The organism is Bacillus sp. BPN334 (assembly GCF_008368885.1).
GTDB classification, from domain to species: Bacteria; Bacillota; Bacilli; order Bacillales; family Bacillaceae_G; genus Bacillus_A; species Bacillus_A wiedmannii.
The window spans coordinates 27,424-48,641 of record NZ_QOZW01000013.1 but is presented as its reverse complement, the minus strand read 5'-3'; the positions used below and the strand labels follow the sequence as shown (position 1 = coordinate 48,641).

Sequence of the window (21,218 nt, the reverse complement as noted above, 5' to 3'; positions counted from 1 at the left end):
AACAATATAGTTAATTATTCAATAAGCTTACCAACATTCATTGCAATTTTTTATTATTATTTCTTAATAAAGGAATGTTATAAATTAATTGCATGAAAATGGCCAGAAATTAAGATTTAGAAGGAGAATATTTTATGAAATCCAAGTTAATTGCTACAGGAATTATTGCAGGAAGTCTACTATCCTACTCATCTAATATATTTGCAGATACCAAGAAATTCCCTGATGTTCCAAAGTGGGCAGAGCAATCCGTTAATTACTTAGTGGATAAACAAGTTTTAATTGGTTATCCAGATGGAAATTTTGGTTCACATGATTCATTAGACAGAGCTTCCGCCACGAAAATTATGACAAAAGTATTAGGTATACAAATTGACTTCGATGCAAAACCATCCTTTACAGATTCCCAAAACCATTGGGCTACGCCCTATATTGCTGCAGCTGAAAAAGCTGGTATTGTTAAAGGTGAAGGGAATGGAATCTTCAATCCATCCGGAAAAGTTACACGTGCTGCTATGGCGACCATGCTAGTAAATGCTTATAAACTAAAAAGTCCAGCACATGATAATGGCCAAAGTAAATTTGAAGATTTAAAAGGACACTGGGGAGAAAGATTCGCCAATATTTTAATTGATTTAAAAATTTCCGTTGGTACTGATAATGGTTGGCAACCAAATAGATTCATAACACGCGCCGAAGCCGCTCAACTTACTGCTAAAACTGATATGATGCAACTAACTCCAAAGAATGTTTTAGAAGAAAAAGAGATTATTACTGCTACGTCATATGAAGATTTAAATTTAACAGTGGCTTCAAAAATTACAGCCCAAGAGATTGATAGTTTTATTGCAAAATACCATTCAGATAGTCCGTTAGTTGGCCATGGGCAAGATTTTATTAATGCGCAAAATCAATACGGTGTCAATGCACAGTATTTAGCAGCACATGCAATTTTAGAGTCTGGATATGGAAAATCAGAAATCGCATATCAAAAACACAATTTATTTGGGTTACGCGCGTATGATAAGGATCCGTTTAAATATGCAAAATATTTACCAACCTACGGTGACAGTATTGCTTATAATGCCAATTATGTACGAGAAAGATATTTAGAAGAAGATGGCATGCATTATAATGGACCAACATTAGCTGGTATGAACGTAAAATATGCTTCAGACAAAGGCTGGGCTGGAAAAATCGCAAATATTATGGAACGTATTAAACCGTTCCGTGTGGAAGACTATAAATCTGCAAAAAAATTACCCAAAAGTCCTGAAACATTAGATGTTGAAGCGTTATCTAATAACATTCCGTATAACATGTATGCAGATGCGAAAACAGCAAATGTGGTATCTTCAACTGCTTATTACCAAGTACCTTATCCTTTTCATTTAAAAATTAAAAGTAAATCAGATGTTGCAGTCGAGGAAAATAAAGTCGGTACAGTAACTCCTGGAACAAACATCTTTATATATCGTGAAGATCCAAATGGATGGGTAGAATTCTCTTTTGAAGCTACTGGAGAAAAATACTGGACATTAAAAAGTAAATTAAGTATGTAATTAGAAAGGTCTCTTTCACTACTCATAATCGTTTATAATTAAATGACATATAATTATAAGACAAGTTTTTTACTTTTTTAAATATAGTTATGTATACAAAAAAGTTAGAGAATTATTTTCTCTAACTTTTATGTGCTATTACTTGAAATTAAAAAGATGGTGGGGTTACTCCAAATATAACAGTGACTTTGTGTAAAGAAGTGTTTTCCCATTTATGTTTTGCGTATGGTGGGATTTTAACACTATCACCTGGATTAAGAAGTAAAACCTCATCATTTAGATATAGTTTTACTTGTCCTTCCATAACAAATGCTATTTCTTCACCTTTATGTGCCATAGGCTCCATAGAAGAAGCGGTTTGAGGTAACAGATTCATTAAAGCTAATTCCAGTGATCCATCTAAATTAGGTGATAATAACTCATACGAAACATTGCCGCTTTCAGGGAAAGTTATTTTTTTTCTTTGATTAGCTCTTACAACTAATTCTTCTGTATTGGTATCTTCTAAGAAAAAATTAAATAAAGGAATATTTAATGCTATAGAAATTAGTTTTAGTGTTTGTAAGGATGGATTCGTGATTCCTTTCTCAATCTGACTTAACATGGAAGGTGTTATATCGGATAATTCAGCTAACCGTTTACTAGTTAATCCGGCACTTTTTCTAAATACCATAATTTTTTCACCAATATTAATATTGTTCATATACGTAATCCCCTTTAAATAAGTGAATAAAATTAAAATTAATTTTATTCACTTATACTAAACATATTGTTAATATATACTTAATTATAATAAAGTATGATTAATTTTCAAGCACCTGCATAGTTGTGAGAATAGTAAATAAGACGAGAAATGATTGATACTTATGCACCATGTGAACTTTTAAGTATGATGACCTGATTATATGATGGAATTTCTGTATAAGATTTTGGGATTAACAATTATACAATAGCTAATGGCCTGGCACTGGGAAGAGCATCTAAATTTGTAGGTAAAACAACGGGACTATTTTTAAGTGGTGCATATACAACATTTATATAAATTATTAAGAAAAGTAATAGGTAAAGAGGATCTCAAGTTAGAACCACCAGCATTAGCAGCAGTGATTGGACTAATAAGTAGAAAAAGATTATATACAATAAATGATTTAAAACAAATTTTGACTCAAAGTACACATATTGTATGGGGAACAGGAGGGAGTATGGTTCCAAAAGAAGTAATGGAAGAACACTATCAAAACAGGGTCTCAGTTAATTAAAAAAAGTTTAATAAGTAAAGGACAAGTTAAGAGTAAAAAACGAATGTAATATTATAAAATTTTTTAGGAAGTGAAAACATTATGAAATCAGCTTTAACTAACATTATGATCTCCTTGATTCTTGCGGTAGGAGGGGTCATTTCGCTTTTGTTCAATTTAATGGGGAATCGAGATTGGATCTGGAATTGGGTAGGGCTATTACTGGCATATCTATCTTTGGGCATTTTAATAGGTTTATATAATAAAACTGTGGATCACAAAACATTTCCTAAAATACTAAAAAGAACTTTGTTTATTTCCTTTAATGCTACTATATTAGGGATAATAATAGGGGTAACATATCAACTATTAGGAAAGTGGAATCTTACTATAATGATGTATTATTGGTTGATAATTTTATTACTACATTTAATTACTATAATAACATTAGTCATCCTAGTATTCGAAAACCGTAATAGTAAAAATTATAGCTTGCTTTATAATTTTATTATACTTTTAAACATTTTCCTTACCTTAGGACCAGTATTATTTCCGGTAGTTCTAACTATTATAGGAAATGCCATGAACTCTAGTGCAGGGTACTAATTTTTACTTGTATAGATTATTAAAATGATTAGTCCAAAATTGAGATTGGTTAAGTTAAAGAACTTTATAAGCTAATAGGATAATATAACTAAACAACATAAAGTGAAATAATAGGATAGAAAGAAGATTATAATATGAAAATTAAACTTAAGAAAAAAAGAATTATAAGTGTATTGTTGGCTATTACATTAGTAGCAATAGGGTATTACATGTTTCAATCTATTACAAATCCTAAGCTGGTAAATGCAGAAGAAGTAAACAGTGTTCAACAAGTGAGCAGTCTACCTAAAAATGAATTGAAAAAATTGATACCTACTCGTTTTGATGGTAAAGAAAGAAAAGTTGCATATTTAACATTTGATGATGGACCAGGAAAATATACAGCTAACCTATTAGATATATTAAAAAGAAATAATGTGAAAGCAACATTCTTTTTAATTGGCGACAATGTGAAAAGGCTCCCAGATTTAGTGAAACGAGAGCATGTAGAGAACCATTATGTGGGCATGCATAGTATGACACATGATTTTAAAAAGCTATACACCAATCAGCAATATGTTAAGGAAATGAAAGAGGATCAATCTTTAATTAGAAATATTATTGGAAACTCACCGAAATTAACACGCCCACCATATGGATCAATGCCCGGGTTAAATGAATCACTTCGAAATGAAGTGATCGGAAATAATTTAAAAGTATGGGATTGGACAATTGATTCTTTAGATTGGAAATACAATAAATTACCCGTTGATGTAGCAGCCGCAAAAATTGTTCAAAATGTCTTAGCAGGTGCGACGTCTTCAAAAGAAATTATTTTAATGCATGATATTCATCCACAATCTGTCTCGGCAGTTCCAGCAATTATAAAGGGATTAAAAGAAAAAGGTTATGAATTTGAAGCTTATGATGAGAATAATCATTTTTCAATAAACTTCTGGCATGATAAACAAATATAAAAAGGCTTTATGAGTTAAATGAATAGAATAAGAAAATGATATAGGGTTTAAATATATGTAAGAGCGCGTTGACCTAAATATATAACAACACGCTCTTTTAACCATTTATATTTATTATTTAAGTTAAATTATAGTATTTTCAATGTATACAAGTAATTAAGTGTATTTTATTTTTATACATCTAATTATTTAATCAATATATAACAATGAGGTGGATTTAATTGTCGTTTTTAAAAAACAGTAAAATTGGAACAACACTAAACGTAATGGTAGTTATAGCAAGTGTCTCTTGTATAATATTATCTATACTAGGATTTTGGGGCCTTAAAAAAGGGGAACATGCTTCTACTACTATGTATGAAGATAGTTTATTACCAATTCAGTGGATAGGAGCTATAGAGTCTAATTTTTATCTTATCAATATGAATGTAAAAGAAACAATCCTATCAAAAGATGAAAAACGAATAAAAGAACTTTTAACAGAAATAGATGTAGCTCGTACAGAAACTGATCAGTTATTAAAGAAGTTTGAGACAAGAGTTAGTTCTAATAGAGAAAAGGAATTGTATAACACATTTTATACAATATTTAAAGACTTAAGAACACAACTGAAAAAAGTGCAAGATTTGGGACAATCTAATAATGAAGAAGCATATGCTTATTACCTAAAAGAGGTTGATCCCAATATGAAAAAGTCAATTCAGTCAATTCGTGAACTTATCCAATTTAATAATAATAATGCAGATCAATTACAAAAAAATAATACTGACAGTGCAACAAATACCATGATGCTGTTTGTTAGTATCTCCATTATAGCAATCGCAATCGTTATTTTTATTGGCTATATCATTAAAAGTGCGATTAAACAACCAATTGTATTATTACAAAGGGATATGGAGCGAGTATCTGAAGGTGACTTAACGATACGTACTTCTTATAAATCAAATAATGAATTGGGAAGCATTGTGAAGTCTTTTAATAGTATGCTGGATAACTTGCAACAATTAATTGGAGAAGTAAAAAACACAACACAAGAGGTTATTTCTTCTACCAATGGGATGTTGCAAGATACTAAACGAGCATCTCATATATCAAGAGAGGTTGTCCAAACTATATCTGAGGTCGATAAAAAAATAGAAGGACAAGTTACTAGTATTCAAGAAAGTTCCTCATCAATGGAAGAAATTGCGACTGGCGTTCAAACAGTAGCTGAATCTTCAGCAACGGTTACAGAAGTGGCTGTCACAACAACAGAACAAGTCAATTCTGGTAGTGAAGTAATAAAACAATCTATACTTCAAATGAATACTATTCATGAGGTTGTTGAAGAAACATCCAAAGTAATAGAGAGACTTGTTACACGTACGCAGCAAATTGATAAAGCTCTGGATGCAATCACTAATATTGCAGAACAAACAAATCTTCTTGCCTTGAACGCCTCAATTGAAGCTGCACGTGCTGGAGAAAACGGAAAAGGATTTGCAGTAGTGGCTACGGAAGTAGGAAATTTAGCTGAGCAGTCTAAAACATCTGCATATGAAATCAATCATTTAATACAAGCCATTCAACAAGATACCAAAGATACAGTTGCTGCAATGCAAAAAGGCCAACAAAAAGCTTCAGAAGGAAAAGAAACAGCTAATAAAGCAGATCAAGCATTCTCATCTATTATGTCGGATATTAATAAAATCACTAGTCAAATTCAAGAAGTATCTGCAGCGACAGAAGAAATGTCTGCGGGTACAGAAGAAGTCAATGCCTCTATGTCTAGTGTTTCTGAAACTGCCACGCAAGTAGCTAAGGAAACAACTCAAACTGTACAGTCTATCCAATCACAAGCAGCATCAATCGAGGAGATATCGAATCAATCGAACAAAATAAAAGAAAAAGTAGAAGCATTGTCAGAATTAGTTTCAAAATTTACTATCGAGAAGCAAGACAAAGAGCAATCAAATATAATGTAAGAAAAATAAAAAATTGCTATTAAAATAGGGCAATTTTTAAGTCTGGTTAACAGTTAAATTTAAATAGTTAATTATATTGTTGGATTTCCCACTCGGAGTTATTAATAGAAATAACTATTTTTTAATCAAAAGACATTTACTTATGAATTAGAGTAAGTAAATGTCTTTTAAATATAAGTTTTTAATTAATATAATATATGAATCCTTATGTTTATATATAAATATTTATTAATATATTCTTGCGCCATCAGCGCTTACTACATATGGAACTTCTATTATATATATTGTTTTTCCTTGTTCTATTTCTAATTGTACGAATGTTTCATACTGTTTTAAATCTTTTAAAGTATGACCATGTTTAATGTCTACACCTAATTCTAACGCACGCTCTTCTAATATTTCTTCTATAATAGATTAGGGAATAAAAAGCGTATATGGAAAATCGGTATCTAAATTTTTAAAGTTTAATCTTGTATCTAGGGCAGCAAAATGGCTTGTATCTAATTTCTTCCCTCTGGATAAAAAGCGATTTTCAATACCTCTCATAGCCATTAATTCTAAGGAGCGGGGATGAAGTATGAGTGCTCTAGAATTTCTTATCTGATTTAATCTTCTCACTAAAACCACAACTTTTACATCTTGAATAGCTAATTCACATGCTGTCATAAGTCCAACCGGACCACCGCCAACTACCGCTACATCATAATAAATTTCCATGTCATGCCTTCCATTTTTTTACGTAATTAAGAGCTAAGACAAGATTTTGCACAATGGATTTGTAAACGATATCTATTGTACAGATATAATTATACCCCACTTTAGTTTCCCCAGAAACTAAAGTGGGGGTAATTTGAGATATTCCCTATATCAAACATTCGATACGAAGGTTAATTGGATTCAATATGAGAAAGATAATAGGGTAATCTATTTTTAATTATTTAATGGAAGGGGTACGAGATTGAGATGGTTAATTCATATAATGAAAAGACACATACATTGATTAAACAATTATTTAACAAGTTTTCACCAAAAGCTCCTGGCTGTGCATATATTGCTAGTTTTGATAGCGGGGTAACTTATAAAGGTGCGGTTGGCTTAGCTTCTATAGAGGAAAATTTACCTATAACCACAAAGAATATTTTTAACATTGCCTCAGTTTCTAAACAATTCACAGCATTTTCTATATTACTCTTAGAACAAGAGAGAAGATTGAGTTTAGATGATTCAATTGTGAGGTTCATCCCTTTTATTGGAACATATGCTGAACATGTAACATTAAGACATCTAATTCATCATACTGGTGGACTAGTTGATTATATGGAATTGGCTGAAACAGCAACTATTAAATTTACTGATACATTAACTGTGGAAGAATCGCTAAACCACCTTAATGGTCATCAAATTGCAAGGTTCGCAGCTGGTACAAAATTTGAGTATAGCAATACAGGATATTTTTTATTATCACAAGTGGTAGAGAAGGTAAGCGGCAAGTCTCTACGTCAGTTTACAAAGGATCGTATTTTTGATCCTTTACATATGAAAGACACAACAATTGTGGATTGCTACCCAACTACTATATCAATTGCTAGAGGGTATTCAAAGAATGAACAAGGAGCATATATGGTCTATGAAAGTCCTTGGGAACATACAGGGGATGGGGCAGTTCATGCAACAGTTGAAGACCTGATAAAGTGGGGAGAAAATTTAACTACAGGTACCGTTGGTGGAAAAGAACTTGTTAAAAGAATGAGCGAAATAGGTCCAAAAATTTCCCCAACTGGGCAGACGATTATTGACAATGAAGATTATGCTTTTGGACTAAGGCTTGCTGAAGGTTTTAACTGTCGGTACTTGGAACATTCAGGAAGTTGGGCGGGTTATCGTTCACACTTCATGCGGTTTCCACAAGAATATTTGTCTGTTATAGTCCTAAGTAACTATGATGGATTTGATTCTAAAAAATATGCTAATGAAATAGCAGAAATTGTTTTAGAAAAGTAAAAAATAGAGGGTAGAAGTCAGTATTTAAATTTGCTTTATCCCACGTTGTTTTAGGTGTAATCAATTTTGAGAACGGAAGGCAAGCATAAATTTATGCTTGCCTTTTTAGGTATTGAAATAAATATAAATATTAGCATTCATACAGTAAAAAATTAATTAGAAATTCTTTGAATATAGATTAATTAATAGGGTGGAATTTTATAATTTTAAAACTAAATATTCTAATTATCAAACTTAATTTTATTGAAAATTGAAATATTAAGCAATATTCCTATTGCTATTAAATTGACCATTAAAGAACTTCCACCAAAACTTATAAACGGAAATGGAGTACCCGTAAGAGGAAATAGTCCTGTAATACCACCTAAATTTACAACGGATTGCATACCAATCATACACCCTATACCAATTGCTATAAAACTGCCGAATGGATCTACACATAATTGTGCTATTTTTAAAGAGCGAAGTACTATAGTCAAAACACCAGCCAATAGAATAAATACACCAATAAATCCTAGTTCTTCAGAAACTATTGCCATTATAAAATCAGTATGTGGTTCTGGAAGATAACCTGTTTTTTGTATGCTATTTCCAAATCCACGACCAATAATTCCTCCAGAGCCAATGGCAATAAAAGAATTTACAAGCTGGTATCCATTTCCTTGTGCATCAACAAAGGGATTGAAAATCGTAGTAATACGTGTCTTTTGAACTTCTGACAAACTATATTGAATTAAAAAATATGAAATAGGTAATCCCAAAATAGAACCGATGGTAGTTCTTTTGATTAGTAGATTTATATTTATTCCTGAGCAAAAAAATATGCTAAAACCTATACCTATTATTAAAAGTGCTGATCCTAAATTTGGTTGTTTAAAGATAAGAAAAAAAATTGTAGCTAAAAACAATAAAAGTTTTCCACTACCACTCCAGCTATTTTTAGCTTGTTCTTGTCGTAATGCAAAAAAACGGGCTGTTACGAGTATTGTTCCTAATTTAAGAAATTCAGCTGGCTGTATTCCAAAGATCCATGATTGAGCATTATTTACCACTTTTCCTTTCCATAAAACCATAATTAATAAAAAAATCCCCCCAACCATAATACAAATAGAGACTATTCGTTTTTTCCATATTTCATATGGGAGTATGGCACAAACTATTAACCCTATTGTTCCTAAAATTAGCTTTGTTAATTGAGAATCAATAAAGTGTCTACTGTTATAACCGTAATGCTGGACAGCGACAATGGAACTCGCACTATACATCATGATAATACCTAAGGTACATGTTATGAGTAGAGGGAGGAGCAATAGATAATCGAGTTTTAATATTTTTTTCATTTTAATATCCTCCTAATTTAAAACAAAACATAATATTACATTTGCTAATCCATTAAACCTTTTTCTCGTCAATTACTTAACAGGATTTTTGTTTAGGCAGATTCTATCGCTTACACCCTGTTTTCTTACGCAAAAATCCCCCTAGTATATAACTAGGGGGATTCAAAATGGCATGACTAAATAAGGCTTTTTCCCCCTAGTAGAGCTTTGGCACTATACAACGTAAAGTAATGAAAATTCATCACTTAGCTATCTTAAGAAGAGCCTTAATCCGACAATTCCTGTTCTACCCATTGGCGTCTTTCGACATTTTTGGGCAATAGCCTGTGTTTGCATAGGAGCCTCACCTAACAGGTTAAGCAATATAAATTTTATGTATTTGTTTCGTGTAGCAAGCATAAATATATATTTTTTTCTTGTCAAGTAACCGTATTGCTAATTTTATATGTTTTATTGCTTTATAATCCTTTGAGAAATGATGTGAGAAAATGTATGTAATCATTCCGTATAAGTACATATTTTCGACTTGTAGTATATAGTTTGATTAAGTAGTTTAACCATATAAATTTGATAAACAGTAAAGAAGATTTTAATCATAAAAGAAGATTTTTTTAAGAATGTTCTTTTAAAGTACAGAATGACTAATCATTTATCTTTTGCTATAAAGTTAAAGATTGATTATAAACAATAAGTTTCATATACGAAATTTCATATGTTTTTTAACGTTTCTTCGAATGAATTCTATGTTTTTTAGTGCAATTTTAAATTTGTGATAGATATATTTTCATTTTCTATAAAAAAGTTTTTAAGAATAGAATTGAAAGTGAGTTGACAAATATTAAATTCTGGTTTAAATTTTGAAGTAATTCAATAATCTTTGTTAGGTGAGGCTCCTGTATAGAGAAACGCTGCTGCCCAAAAATGTCGAGAGACGCCAATGGGTCAACAGGAACGGTCGGATTAAGGCCCTTCTTAATGTAGCTGGTTATAAAAACCTATGCTATACAGTGCTAAAACTCAACGAGGGAGTGGTATACGATTTGATAGAAAGGCACCTCTGTGATTTTGGCAGGGCGGTCTTAATAATCATTTATTTGTATTGTGAAAAAACCTTTACTCCTTTTTGAGTAAAGGTTTTTCTGTTTAATTTTATTTGTTTTTATCTTGTCTATATTCAAAAAGGAGGTAATTCTAACTAATGAATTGATTGCAATGTAACTATTATTGCTTTAATAAAAAATTTAAGACAGATAAAATAAAACAAAACCACTCATGAAACTCTAGAGTCTCCCTTAGCAATATGAGGAGGAGTTAACATGAAGAAATTATTAAAGGAATTACTTATAACCAAAAATAACTTGGATACAGAGAAAGTTTTACGTCATCCATCGTATGATATTGCACAAGAAGTAAAACAGTTTTCAATTGAAGATCAAGTCATATTGCTAAATACAATACCTGTATTAAAAAGCTCTAAAATTTTTCAATATATGAGTGCAGAAGAAAAATATAATATCTTAATTCACTTATCTGAAAATAAAGCCAAAAAGTTGCTGAATTTACAACCGATTGATGAATTAGTAGATTTACTTCTAGCGGTTCATCCGGAAAAACAGGCTAAATTAATGGCGTATCTAGATAAAATTACAAAACATAACGTGAAAAAATTGATGACTTTCAAACCTGAAACGGCGGGAAGTCTTGTAACAAGTGATTTTGTTGCAGTTAGAGGAAATTGGTCAGTAAAAATGACATTGAAGTACATTAGGGAACATTCTAAAAATGTAGAATCAATATCTTATAGTTATGTTCTTGATAATCACGGTTATCTTAAGGGAATCGTTTCCATACATGAGTTATTACTAGCACCAGATGAAGAGATATTATCTACTATCATGATTCAAGAGGTAATTTCAGTACAAGCTGAAATTAATCAGCAAGAAGTTGTAAAAAAGCTACTGAATTATAATTTAGCAGCAATACCTGTCACAACAGCAAATAATAAAATGATTGGTATTATAACATTTGATGACGTAATGAATGTTATGGAAGCAGAAGCTACAGAAGATATTCAAAAGTTAGGCGGAAGTGAACCATTAAATCAATCTTACTTTGAAGCTAGCATTTGGAGCATTTTCTTAAAACGTCTACCATGGTTATTACTTCTTTTTGTTGCTGAGGCATATACAGGTACAGTATTAAAGTATTTTGAAGACGAAATTGAAACTGTAGTTGCCCTTGCTTTCTTTGTTCCATTATTAGTAGGTACTGGAGGGAATACAGGAACACAGGTTGTAGCAACAATTACTCGTGCAATTGGTATTGGAGAGGTGAAATTTAAAGACATTTTCCGTGTAATGAAAAAGGAACTTGCAATTGGTATGCTTCTTGGACTTGCACTTGCGGTAGCTGGACTCACTCGTGCTTATATGTTAGGTGTTGGAACAGAAGTTGCACAAGTTGTAGCAATCACTTTATTATTTATTGTTATTTGGGCCTCTCTTGTTGCAGCTGTTTTACCTTTAATTCTAAGAAAATTAAAACTGGATCCTGCAGTTGTTTCAGGTCCATTTATTACAACATTTGTTGACGGAACAGGATTAGTAATTTATTTCATGGTTGCAAAAACGTTATTACATTTGTAAATATACACTGAAAAAAAACAAATGCGGAATAAGTATTTTGCCTTGATTACTAAAATATAGTGGGAAATTTAGTAATGAGAAAATCAAGCACTTTTGTCTTTAGATAAATAATATTTTAATGGATTTATTGAATGTAATGAATGCTGGAGGATAAAACTATGAAACATCTAAGAAAAATCTTCAAAAGAATCTTGCTTCTATTTTCTATTTTAATGATTATTGGCATAGGAATATTATTTGGTACTAGCTATGGCCGAGAGCTTCGTATAACAATCGCTGGGAGTATACTAACTTCTCAGCATCCACAATATGCGAAATATACACTCCTATCCCAAAAGGAACTAGATAAACTGCAAGATAGAATTAATCATCCGAAATGGTCAAACAGTGATGAGCATATTTATAAAAAAATAGTAGGAAAAAGATTAGAAGAATTAAAAAGTCAGCCATTAGAAATTGATGTAGAAACAATTAAAAGTAATAAAGATAGTCGCTTTCTATTCGAAGGAAAGTTAGTCACTATTAGTAATCCTTTCAATGTTAAACTTGTTAGCCATCAAGGAACACAGGGTGCTAACAGGGGAGAAAAAATTAGTGTAATGGCAAAACGTAATCATGCACTTGTTGCTGTGAATGCAAGTGGATTTGCTGATGAAACAGGAAGGGGTGGAGGAAATGTTGCAACTGGAATAGTAATAGAAAATGGGAAAGCTATTGATACGAATATGGATATTAATACCCCTACAATTATTACGGGTTTAACAAAGTTTGGGCATATGATAACAGGAAATTATTCTACCCGACAACTTTTGGATAAACAAGTCGTTTCAGCAGCAGGATTTATGCCACAGTTAATTGTAAATGGTGAAAAAATGATTACAGAAGGAGACGGTGGTTGGGGTTCTGCTCCGCGAAGTATTATGGCCCAAAAAGAAGATGGTACAATTATGTTTCTAGTAATAGATGGTAGACAAACACATAGCATAGGAGCTACGTTAAAAGAGTGTCAAGATATTCTATATGAAAAAGGAGCAATAAATGCAATGGCAATGGATGGAGGATCCTCTGCTACTATATATTTAGGAGGCAGGGTTATAAATTCACCTTCTACATTATCACATGAAGATCGTTATTTACCAAATGCTTGGGTGGTAACAGCAAATCCGAAACAGAAAATAAATATGACGATAGATGGAGAAAAAGTAAATTCCGAAACATTCGATAAGTTTGATACAAATATTATATCTCATTAAATAGTAATAAGAAGCAAATGTAAATATGAAGTGTTTTTATAAACCAATTAATGTAAAATTTATATTATGTATTTTTTATACAATAAAACTACATTTCAAGCTAAATATATATAATATGTAAACCCTTTTTTGGGGGTAAGAAAAAGAATAAGAGTTCAGCAATACAAAATTGCTAAAACCTTATTCTTTATTTTTTCCTATTCTTCCTAAACTATCTTTAATAGTTGTTTCTCCAAGTTGAGTATATAACAGAGCTGTATCTTGACTGGTATGCCCAAGCTGCTGCATCACTTGTAACGAGTCTTTTTCTTCCATATATAACTTATTTGCCAATGTATGTCGTAATTTATGAGGAGACATTCTTTTTCCATAAGCCTTAGTATATTTTTCTACTATATCCTGAATAGCCCTAACTGAAAGAGGCTGTGCAGTATGTTTATACTTTGATAGAAACACATTCTTTAATTCTTTCCCTGGAGCGTATTTGTTATCTCTAGTTTCTATATATTTTTCAATATCATTTAATGCAATGGGGGTAATCCAAACGGAATCTTCTTTGTTTCCCTTTCGGATTACATCAATTAGTCTTTCTTTTAAGTTTATATCTTCCATGCGGAGATCGGCCAATTCACTTACACGAATACCACTACCAAGAAAGAGGGAAAGAATAGCTACATCACGCTCCTTATCTCTTAAGAAATAGAATAACTGATGTTTTGTTAAAGATTTTTCATGTTCGTACTTAACATAATCCAGAAATTCTTGATCATCATCATTATGGAATATTTTAGACCTCATACGTTTTGCACGAGCATTTAATGTTTCTTTATCTTTATGTATTTCAATTTTAGCCATTACATTTCTATAAAAATAGCATTCTCCATCTTCATTCTCTGATAGGGAGGTGAGGTACTTAAATAAAGATTTTAAGGCCGAAATTTTTCTGTTAACAGAGGAATTCTGCATGTTTTGTTGTAGTTTTAGAAACCTCATAAAGTTCTCGACATCTTTTTTCTTTAAATTCTCCAAATCAGAGAAAGATACGTCTTTAATGGGCTTAAATTCAATAATTTGTTCAGATAATAGCCAATTAAAGAAGACTCTAAAATCATATACATAATTCAGTAGGGTGGAGGGAGAGGCATCATGCAATTCTTTATACTCCACAAATTCTTCTATGTAAAAGGGCATTTCATTTAAATTTTCGTATAATTTTTTACGATGTACGGATTTTTGACGTTGCTTGCTGTAATCCATAAAAATCACCTCATAAATACTATAACAGAAAAAAGTTACGAACACAAGTTCGCGTTAAATTCAATTTTTACACAGACTTATTTACATAATTAAATTATGGGTTACTAAAATATACTCAAAATTAAATAAGGATAGTGTAGTCATTCTAATAAAATTATAGATATGCGTGTGATAAATCTGTATTAAGCTATAAAAATCACATTCACAGGTGTACAAAATAAAACAATTTTCATATATAAATTCATACAAAATGAATACACGAAAAATTTTTAACAGTTGTTATTAAATACGAATTGGTTAATTTAATCATGATTATAAGGAGTTAAATAGATCAACATAAGAAAAACTTTTATAAATTTAAATGTAATTTACTATAAAAATTTTGCAATGAGTAATTTAGTATTTGATAATTTCTATATAAAATATGAATTATATGGACACATGCCAATATAGGGAGATTCATGCTAATGAGCTCGAAATTCCTAAATACTGTATTAGAGTTTTATTAATACATTTTATTGTTCGTAAAATTGATATTTCGTGCGAAGTTATAAGGTCTTTACTTTTTTACTTTTTTTATAATACTCTTATGTTAATTCAATAAAATGCATCATTCCCTTTCATCAGTATGAATATCTTTTAGTTTCAGATACATTCACCTATACATATTATATTGATTATATGGTTGCTTATAGGCTATAGCTATCATGTAAATACACTTTAATAAAAACAGTTAACTTTAACCCCTTAAGACTAAATAGCTTGTGTTGTACTCAAAACTTAATAGTGCGTGATGTCGATAGAGAGTGTTTCCTTTAGTTCTTTTGCATCCAAGGTTTTTTTATTGTACTTTCTTTAGGTAAACATTCAGTTTAGTTTCATTCAAATGCAGATTTTAAAATATAGCTACAAAATTTTCCTCTTATCTCAATAAGATAAGTATTCTTTTCATTATGAGACAAGTTTCACTCTTTTTTTAAACTTATCTATAAAATTTTTTATATAAACATGACAACTTTATTCAAAACATCATATTTTTTATAAGTGGTACAATTTTATTTCAAATCTACATTTCACTTATGATACCAACCAACGATTGGTTTTCCGCCAATTAAAGTGGATCCATTCATTTTTACAAATGGTTTTTGACCCTATTCCATTTCTTTTGTGGTAAAATATTGTATTGCTTTTTTTACTAATTCATTCATAAATGAATCCTTTCTTAACCCATTTTCAAACCATGTCCCCAGATTTGTCCGCAGGTTTTGTTGAGTTTAAATTGAAGTCTACTTCTCCCTGGTGTTTTCCTTTTTTATTAAGTATTTCAAATCTACCATGTTGTGTATCTAAAGCATAAAGATTATTTGATTTTGAATCATCATAGTTAAAATTTAAACAGAGATATAGAGTAAACTAGTTAATGGTATTCTTTATTCTACTAATATCCCCTAGAAAGTCTGAATTAACTCTAATCCTAAATAAAACATTTGGATCCATTAAAGGTTCTATTAATAATACAGCAATTCAGGATATTCAAATACAAAATGGAGAAGTCGAACCTTATTTCATTAAACCAAAAGTTGGAAAATAAAAACCAATGCATTTCAACCTTATTTTCTATACTTTTGGCTGGACCGATTATTACCATAAAATTCAATAAAGGATTTATAGGAGGGTTTGAATTTGAGTTATTATTAGCTGTATCTTTATTTTTGTACTAACTAACATCCAATCTATTTCCTTAGATAAATTACTACTAAATCATAAAACTAAACAACAGCAAACTTTATAAGTACACTAACAAAAATAAAGCTTCTCCCCAACACTTCATTATTTGTGTTAAGGAGAAGCTTATTTATGCGAAACTTGTAATTAAATTAAAAACAAGCCAATTCGAAAAAGGATAAGATAACATATCCCAGACGTAAGTCAGGCCAATCTATTTCCTAAATTAAAAGAACTTAAATAGAAGTACTTTTTTATTTGTATTTTAATCTAAGGCGACCTCTCCCTATTATAAAAACTATAATTACATAAATACTTTCTTGTTTTTTTTAAACCTATCTGTATGCATTTTCTCAGTTGTTAGAACCACTTTCTGTGGAATCTTATATACTGGTAGTTTATCTTTACAGAACTCTCTCAATCGCTTTCTAAATTCACTTACAGTTTCATTCGTATTCAATTTAACAACAGCCTTAACCATTTGCCCCGTGATTACATTTTTTTCACCAACTACGGCGACCTCTTCTACTCCACTCATTAGCTGTATTACATTTTCAACTTCAGCTGGAAATACTTTTTCTCCGCCAATATTTATAAGCTCTGATTTTCTTCCTAAGATTTTAATATAATCTCCGTCTACTTCCACCATATCGCCTGTCATAAGCCAGCCATCTATGGTAAATGGGCTTGGAGCATTAATATAACCAATCATCGTAGACACTGATTTAACCTGCAACATTCCATCCACAACTCTTGTCTCAATATTCCCATCGCTTAGTTTGATCCACAAAGAATCATTCGATTTAGATTGTGAATATAAAACCCCCAATTCTGACAAGCCATACATTTGTATAATTTTAATGTGAGGGAAAATTTCGTTTATTTTATTTAATGTAGCCTCCGGCATAACTTCTGATCCATAAGAAATAGTCTGCAAACTATTTAATTTATACTTTTTATAAACTTCACTCAGTATAAGTAAATTTATAAAAGTTGGTGATGCGGGTAAAGCTTGCACTTGATGTTTCTCAATCATATTACATACTTGATTAGGGGTACGATCATCTATAATTACCAAACACCCTAGGCTAGAAAGAATTTGGAAGAGCGTATTAACTCCTCCAATATGATCAAATAACATAAATGGTATAACCCGCTTTGCACTTCTTGCAACGCTGTACTTCTTTTGAAGTAACGTAAAGTCATGTACAATTGCTTTACTGCGTCCAGTTGTGCCAGATGAAAACAATACTAATCCTGGATGTTTTAACTTTTTCAGTTGTAATAATAATTCATTTTGAATGTAATCTCTTTGCATATTAATGATTTCAAAACATCCACTTTCAACTTTAATTACTTTTTCTAATTCAACTATTTCATAGTATTCTTTCTTCTTGCTGTCAACCAAGGAATTTAAGATTGGTACTACTGTACATCCTAATTCAATAAGTGCTAAAAACATTGCTATGGAATATGGAGAATAGTCCGCTTCTAAAGAGACTATTTTATACTCCATCTTTCTATTTTCATTTAACTCCCTAGTATAAATCTTTGTTTGATTTAGTAACCACTCATACGTGTAAGTTTTATCCTCCCAAACAATAGCTTCGCATTCTTTGTTCAGTTCAAACCTTTCTAATAAAAAATCAATATGCATACCCAACCTCCTTTTAAGTTTTATCCTTTATTATTTTGCTATGTTAGTGATTTTAATGTTTCCTGGGATTGTATGATATACGCAACTAATGTATCTATTGTTTTAAATGGGCTATTATGTTGTGACATTGTATCTAAATTAACCAAATCAACGGATAAACCCAATTCATCTTCTAAGCCTTGTTCAATACTTACCAGCAAAGATACCAGTCCCAGCGAATCTAAATACCCTTCCCAATCATAAAGATGTGCTTTCAAGCCTTTTTCAAGATCAATTTTATTTTCAAGATTTTCATTCACTTCTTCAACACAGCACAATACGATTTGAATAATCTTTTCTTTATTAGTATTTTCCAAGTAAATGCACTCCTTTTTATAAATCATTTTTTACTATGAAGATTTCCTTCCAACACCTGTAGAAGTGTTTAACATGAACACTAGATACACGTTTTCATCTACTACTAAGATACATAAGTATACACATAGTAGTTCCCTTACTTTACTTCTCAATTATCTCTTCTCTATCAAGACTGGAGACTATAATTATGTTGCAGAAGAAATAAAATATTCTCGTGTAATACACTCTCTCTAGTAATAACATCCATCATTATCAAATTAAAAGATTCAAGATCACTTAAGTTACTATCTTTTTTTAATAATTTAATATGTGCAATCTTATACAGTCTTTCCCATGATTGCTTTATATCCATTAAGTCACTAGCAAGATGCATAAATTTATCTTTAAATAAATCATTCATATCTATAAGTAAGTCATATAAAAAATATCTACTCCATCTCATATCAAATAAACATTTTAAATACAAAGGAAACATGTTTCGTTGCTTATGAAAATCGGTATTTATATTTTCTTTAAGTTCAAGTGCTGCAGTCTTGCCAAAATAATATATCTTATTGTTTTTTCTCATAACTAAACCTCTAATATACTCACTCGATATCTTTTGTAATGTTCTCAAAAAAATATCTCTAATATTTTCTAGGTTTATTTTTGTCTCTATAATCACATTAATTGAGGAGTAAGATGAGATTCTTTCTATTCCTTTTGCCTGAACCAATTCAGGTATACCTCTTCCACCTTTCCAAAAAGAATGAAACTCCTCAAGTAATATCTCTCCCATATATTTATTAGGGACAGGATCTTGAACAAATACACTATCTTCTGTAAGTTTGTTAATCGCTAAGTAGTGGTCTGTAACATACTTATCCGTATGGATATCTATATGACTCTTTATAAATTTTGGATTCAAATAATCATTACTATAAGGTAGAAAAAATGTACTTCCTAAGGCAATAAAAACTTCTTGACGATTCAGACATTCTTTTATAAATTGAAGACCATTTCCAAAATCAGAATACACATTTTTCTCCATGCGAAATGTTTGATTATATTCTAACAACTGTGTATATCTAGCTACAGAAGGTGCAGATGTGGTAGTATCCACACGGTAAGATGGTATGCTATATAATTCTTCATTTGCTATTAAGCTCAAGTAACTAATACTACCCATACTTTTTAATTTATCGTGAAGAATTGGTATATAACATGAATAATAATAAGGAACATCAAAGGTTGGTGTTAATTCCTTCATTTTCACTGCAGCACTCACCCCACACTTTTAATTTTTATAGTCCTATCCAGTTCTCGACAGTATAATTTAACTGTAAGTCCTTAGTAGCTTTAAATTTCCTATTTTGAATAGGTTGTCCAAATTTATCCACTTCAAAGAGCCTAAAGCCTCTTGAAAACTTAAACTTGCATGCAAGATCCCTAGGCACTGTAAAGTTCCCAGCAAAACGATTTTTTTCTATTCTATCTAGTATCATTCCTACACTCATATAAATTCGTTCACCAGCTGGTGTATTTTCAGGTACTTCGACTGTTACGGAAACATCTACAAATTCTGATAATGTTTCTATTACCTTATATTTTTTTGGTATTCCCTTTACACCTTGTGTTACAAAGGTGACTTCGGCTTCTCCTATTTTTTTGGGTATAATCGTTCCATCATTCATAACCTCTAATACATCTGGGTTATTGACTAAAAACACACCATCTAAATCACTCATTTTAAAGCCACTATCGTACGTCATAATTGGATTAATTTTCACCTTCATTCCAGTTAATCCAACTTCATCTCGCCCATCTAAGGTAACATTAACTATATTCCCTATATCTCCAAAGAAATATATTAATGGAAGATGCATACGATCTCCCCAGTCTTTTTCAAAATGAGCACCATTTGGATCCTGATAAAAAATTAAATTATCTCTATATTTATAACCATTTTTTAATAAAGTTTCTGCAATATCTCTTACATGTTTCACCAAGAAAAAGCCTTCTGCACTACCTATATCCATCCAAACTTTCAAGTCTTTTTTCCCTTTATACATCTCATATAATTTTAATTCTGAATGGTCATCTTCGACTTTCACAAAGAATGGAGATATCATCCCTATTTTCCCAAACACTTTAGGGTTACGGAAACCGATATTATAAGTTGATAAACCTCCTGCTGAAGAACCTATTAAAGCAGTATTTTTAGCGTCAGACATTGTTCTGAAATTATCATCGATATAAGGTTTCACCTCATTGATTATAAATTTTTCATATAATAAACCTGAGCATTTTATATGTTTATCTGGTGAAATAAAATGGCAAAACTCATTGTTCTCTATAATTCTTTTATGTGCTATACCTACAATTATTATTTTTTGAATTTTCCCTTCAAGAATTAGCTCATCAGCTGTCTTGTGGACATTCCAAGATTCATCATTTTTTATTAAAGGCTCAAATAGACGTTGCCCGGCATGCATATATAATACAGGATACCTTTCCTGTGAATGCTTTTCGTAACCAGGTGGTAAATATACAAATAATTTCCTACTATTTTCTAGTGTTTCAGAGTAAAAATCTTCAATAGTAATCACTTTAGAAGCGTGTACCATAGCAACCTCCAAAATTGTATTTTTCACTTCTCTTCATACAGTTCAACACGG

Annotated in this window: 15 protein-coding genes, 3 pseudogenes and 2 riboswitches; of the genes and pseudogenes, 8 read left to right on the top strand and 10 right to left on the bottom strand. The window is 31.0% G+C overall.

Annotated features, from left to right (window positions below; all coding sequences use genetic code 11):
• Window positions 1-134: 134 nt before the first annotated feature.
• Window positions 135-1,562 (top strand): S-layer homology domain-containing protein, encoded by a 1,428-nt coding sequence (locus DN393_RS20775; protein ID WP_064474083.1) that lies wholly within the window; start codon window positions 135-137, stop codon window positions 1,560-1,562.
• Between the two features lie 148 nt (window positions 1,563-1,710).
• Here the strand turns inward: DN393_RS20775 and DN393_RS20770 are convergent, their stop codons facing one another.
• Window positions 1,711-2,265, bottom strand: coding sequence for a helix-turn-helix domain-containing protein (locus DN393_RS20770; RefSeq protein ID WP_064474082.1), 555 nt, complete (start codon window positions 2,263-2,265; stop codon window positions 1,711-1,713).
• Window positions 2,266-2,578: 313 nt separating this feature from the next.
• Between DN393_RS20770 and DN393_RS20765 the strand changes: the two genes are divergently transcribed.
• From DN393_RS20765 to DN393_RS20750, 4 genes are all read left to right on the top strand, one after another.
• Window positions 2,579-2,821, top strand: a complete 243-nt coding sequence (locus DN393_RS20765; RefSeq protein ID WP_242069231.1) for a hypothetical protein — start codon at window positions 2,579-2,581, stop codon at window positions 2,819-2,821.
• Window positions 2,822-2,902: 81 nt separating this feature from the next.
• Window positions 2,903-3,406 carry a DUF3902 family protein gene (locus DN393_RS20760; protein ID WP_088047371.1) on the top strand — a complete coding sequence of 168 codons (504 nt, stop codon included), beginning with the start codon at window positions 2,903-2,905 and terminating at the stop codon, window positions 3,404-3,406.
• Between the two features lie 134 nt (window positions 3,407-3,540).
• Window positions 3,541-4,362: a peptidoglycan-N-acetylglucosamine deacetylase gene (locus DN393_RS20755; RefSeq protein WP_149173818.1), complete on the top strand. Its 822-nt coding sequence runs from the start codon at window positions 3,541-3,543 to the stop codon at window positions 4,360-4,362.
• 221 nt (window positions 4,363-4,583) lie between these two features.
• Entirely contained in the window at window positions 4,584-6,326 is a 1,743-nt protein-coding gene (locus DN393_RS20750; RefSeq protein ID WP_149173817.1) for a methyl-accepting chemotaxis protein, read from the top strand.
• A 237-nt stretch (window positions 6,327-6,563) separates the two neighbouring features.
• On the opposite strand, the pseudogene DN393_RS20745 reads toward DN393_RS20750, so the two are convergent.
• Window positions 6,564-7,043, bottom strand: a pseudogene (locus DN393_RS20745) (FAD-dependent monooxygenase); the annotation flags it as partial.
• Window positions 7,044-7,289: 246 nt separating this feature from the next.
• Between DN393_RS20745 and DN393_RS20740 the strand changes: the two are divergent.
• Window positions 7,290-8,327, top strand: a complete 1,038-nt coding sequence (locus tag DN393_RS20740) for a serine hydrolase domain-containing protein (protein ID WP_088047372.1) — start codon at window positions 7,290-7,292, stop codon at window positions 8,325-8,327.
• Between the two features lie 221 nt (window positions 8,328-8,548).
• Here DN393_RS20740 and DN393_RS20735 read toward each other — a convergent pair whose 3' ends face one another.
• Complete coding sequence (locus DN393_RS20735) at window positions 8,549-9,667, bottom strand: FtsW/RodA/SpoVE family cell cycle protein (RefSeq protein WP_088063474.1); 1,119 nt, start codon at window positions 9,665-9,667, stop codon at window positions 8,549-8,551.
• A 185-nt stretch (window positions 9,668-9,852) separates the two neighbouring features.
• A riboswitch (M-box (ykoK) riboswitch) is annotated at window positions 9,853-10,029 on the bottom strand.
• Between the two features lie 507 nt (window positions 10,030-10,536).
• Window positions 10,537-10,704: riboswitch (M-box (ykoK) riboswitch) on the top strand.
• A gap of 279 nt (window positions 10,705-10,983) precedes the next feature.
• On the opposite strand from DN393_RS20735, the gene mgtE reads away from it, so the two are divergent.
• Together mgtE and DN393_RS20725 are read left to right on the top strand one after the other, a co-directional pair.
• Window positions 10,984-12,312 carry a magnesium transporter gene (mgtE, locus tag DN393_RS20730; protein WP_149173816.1) on the top strand — a complete coding sequence of 443 codons (1,329 nt, stop codon included), beginning with the start codon at window positions 10,984-10,986 and terminating at the stop codon, window positions 12,310-12,312.
• A gap of 158 nt (window positions 12,313-12,470) precedes the next feature.
• Window positions 12,471-13,565 carry a phosphodiester glycosidase family protein gene (locus tag DN393_RS20725; RefSeq protein ID WP_098103236.1) on the top strand — a complete coding sequence of 365 codons (1,095 nt, stop codon included), beginning with the start codon at window positions 12,471-12,473 and terminating at the stop codon, window positions 13,563-13,565.
• Between the two features lie 180 nt (window positions 13,566-13,745).
• Here DN393_RS20725 and xerS read toward each other — a convergent pair whose 3' ends face one another.
• The 7 genes and pseudogenes from xerS to DN393_RS20675 form a co-directional block, all read right to left on the bottom strand.
• Window positions 13,746-14,822 (bottom strand): tyrosine recombinase XerS, encoded by a 1,077-nt coding sequence (gene xerS / locus DN393_RS20720; protein ID WP_098103235.1) that lies wholly within the window; start codon window positions 14,820-14,822, stop codon window positions 13,746-13,748.
• Between the two features lie 1,076 nt (window positions 14,823-15,898).
• Window positions 15,899-16,000: pseudogene (locus tag DN393_RS20710) on the bottom strand (DUF4879 domain-containing protein); the annotation flags it as partial.
• 55 nt (window positions 16,001-16,055) lie between these two features.
• Window positions 16,056-16,187: pseudogene (locus DN393_RS20705) on the bottom strand (colicin E3/pyocin S6 family cytotoxin); the annotation flags it as partial.
• A 664-nt stretch (window positions 16,188-16,851) separates the two neighbouring features.
• The gene (locus DN393_RS20690) at window positions 16,852-18,204 is read right to left on the bottom strand and encodes an ANL family adenylate-forming protein (RefSeq protein WP_149173814.1); all 1,353 of its coding nucleotides are present in this window, start codon (window positions 18,202-18,204) and stop codon (window positions 16,852-16,854) included.
• A gap of 38 nt (window positions 18,205-18,242) precedes the next feature.
• On the bottom strand, window positions 18,243-18,560 hold the full coding sequence (locus tag DN393_RS20685) for a hypothetical protein (RefSeq protein ID WP_064474063.1): 318 nt from the start codon (window positions 18,558-18,560) through the stop codon (window positions 18,243-18,245).
• A 167-nt stretch (window positions 18,561-18,727) separates the two neighbouring features.
• Window positions 18,728-19,816: a hypothetical protein gene (locus tag DN393_RS20680; protein WP_088047391.1), complete on the bottom strand. Its 1,089-nt coding sequence runs from the start codon at window positions 19,814-19,816 to the stop codon at window positions 18,728-18,730.
• Window positions 19,817-19,844: 28 nt separating this feature from the next.
• On the bottom strand, window positions 19,845-21,167 hold the full coding sequence (locus tag DN393_RS20675; RefSeq protein ID WP_149173813.1) for an alpha/beta hydrolase: 1,323 nt from the start codon (window positions 21,165-21,167) through the stop codon (window positions 19,845-19,847).
• Window positions 21,168-21,218: the final 51 nt, after the last annotated feature.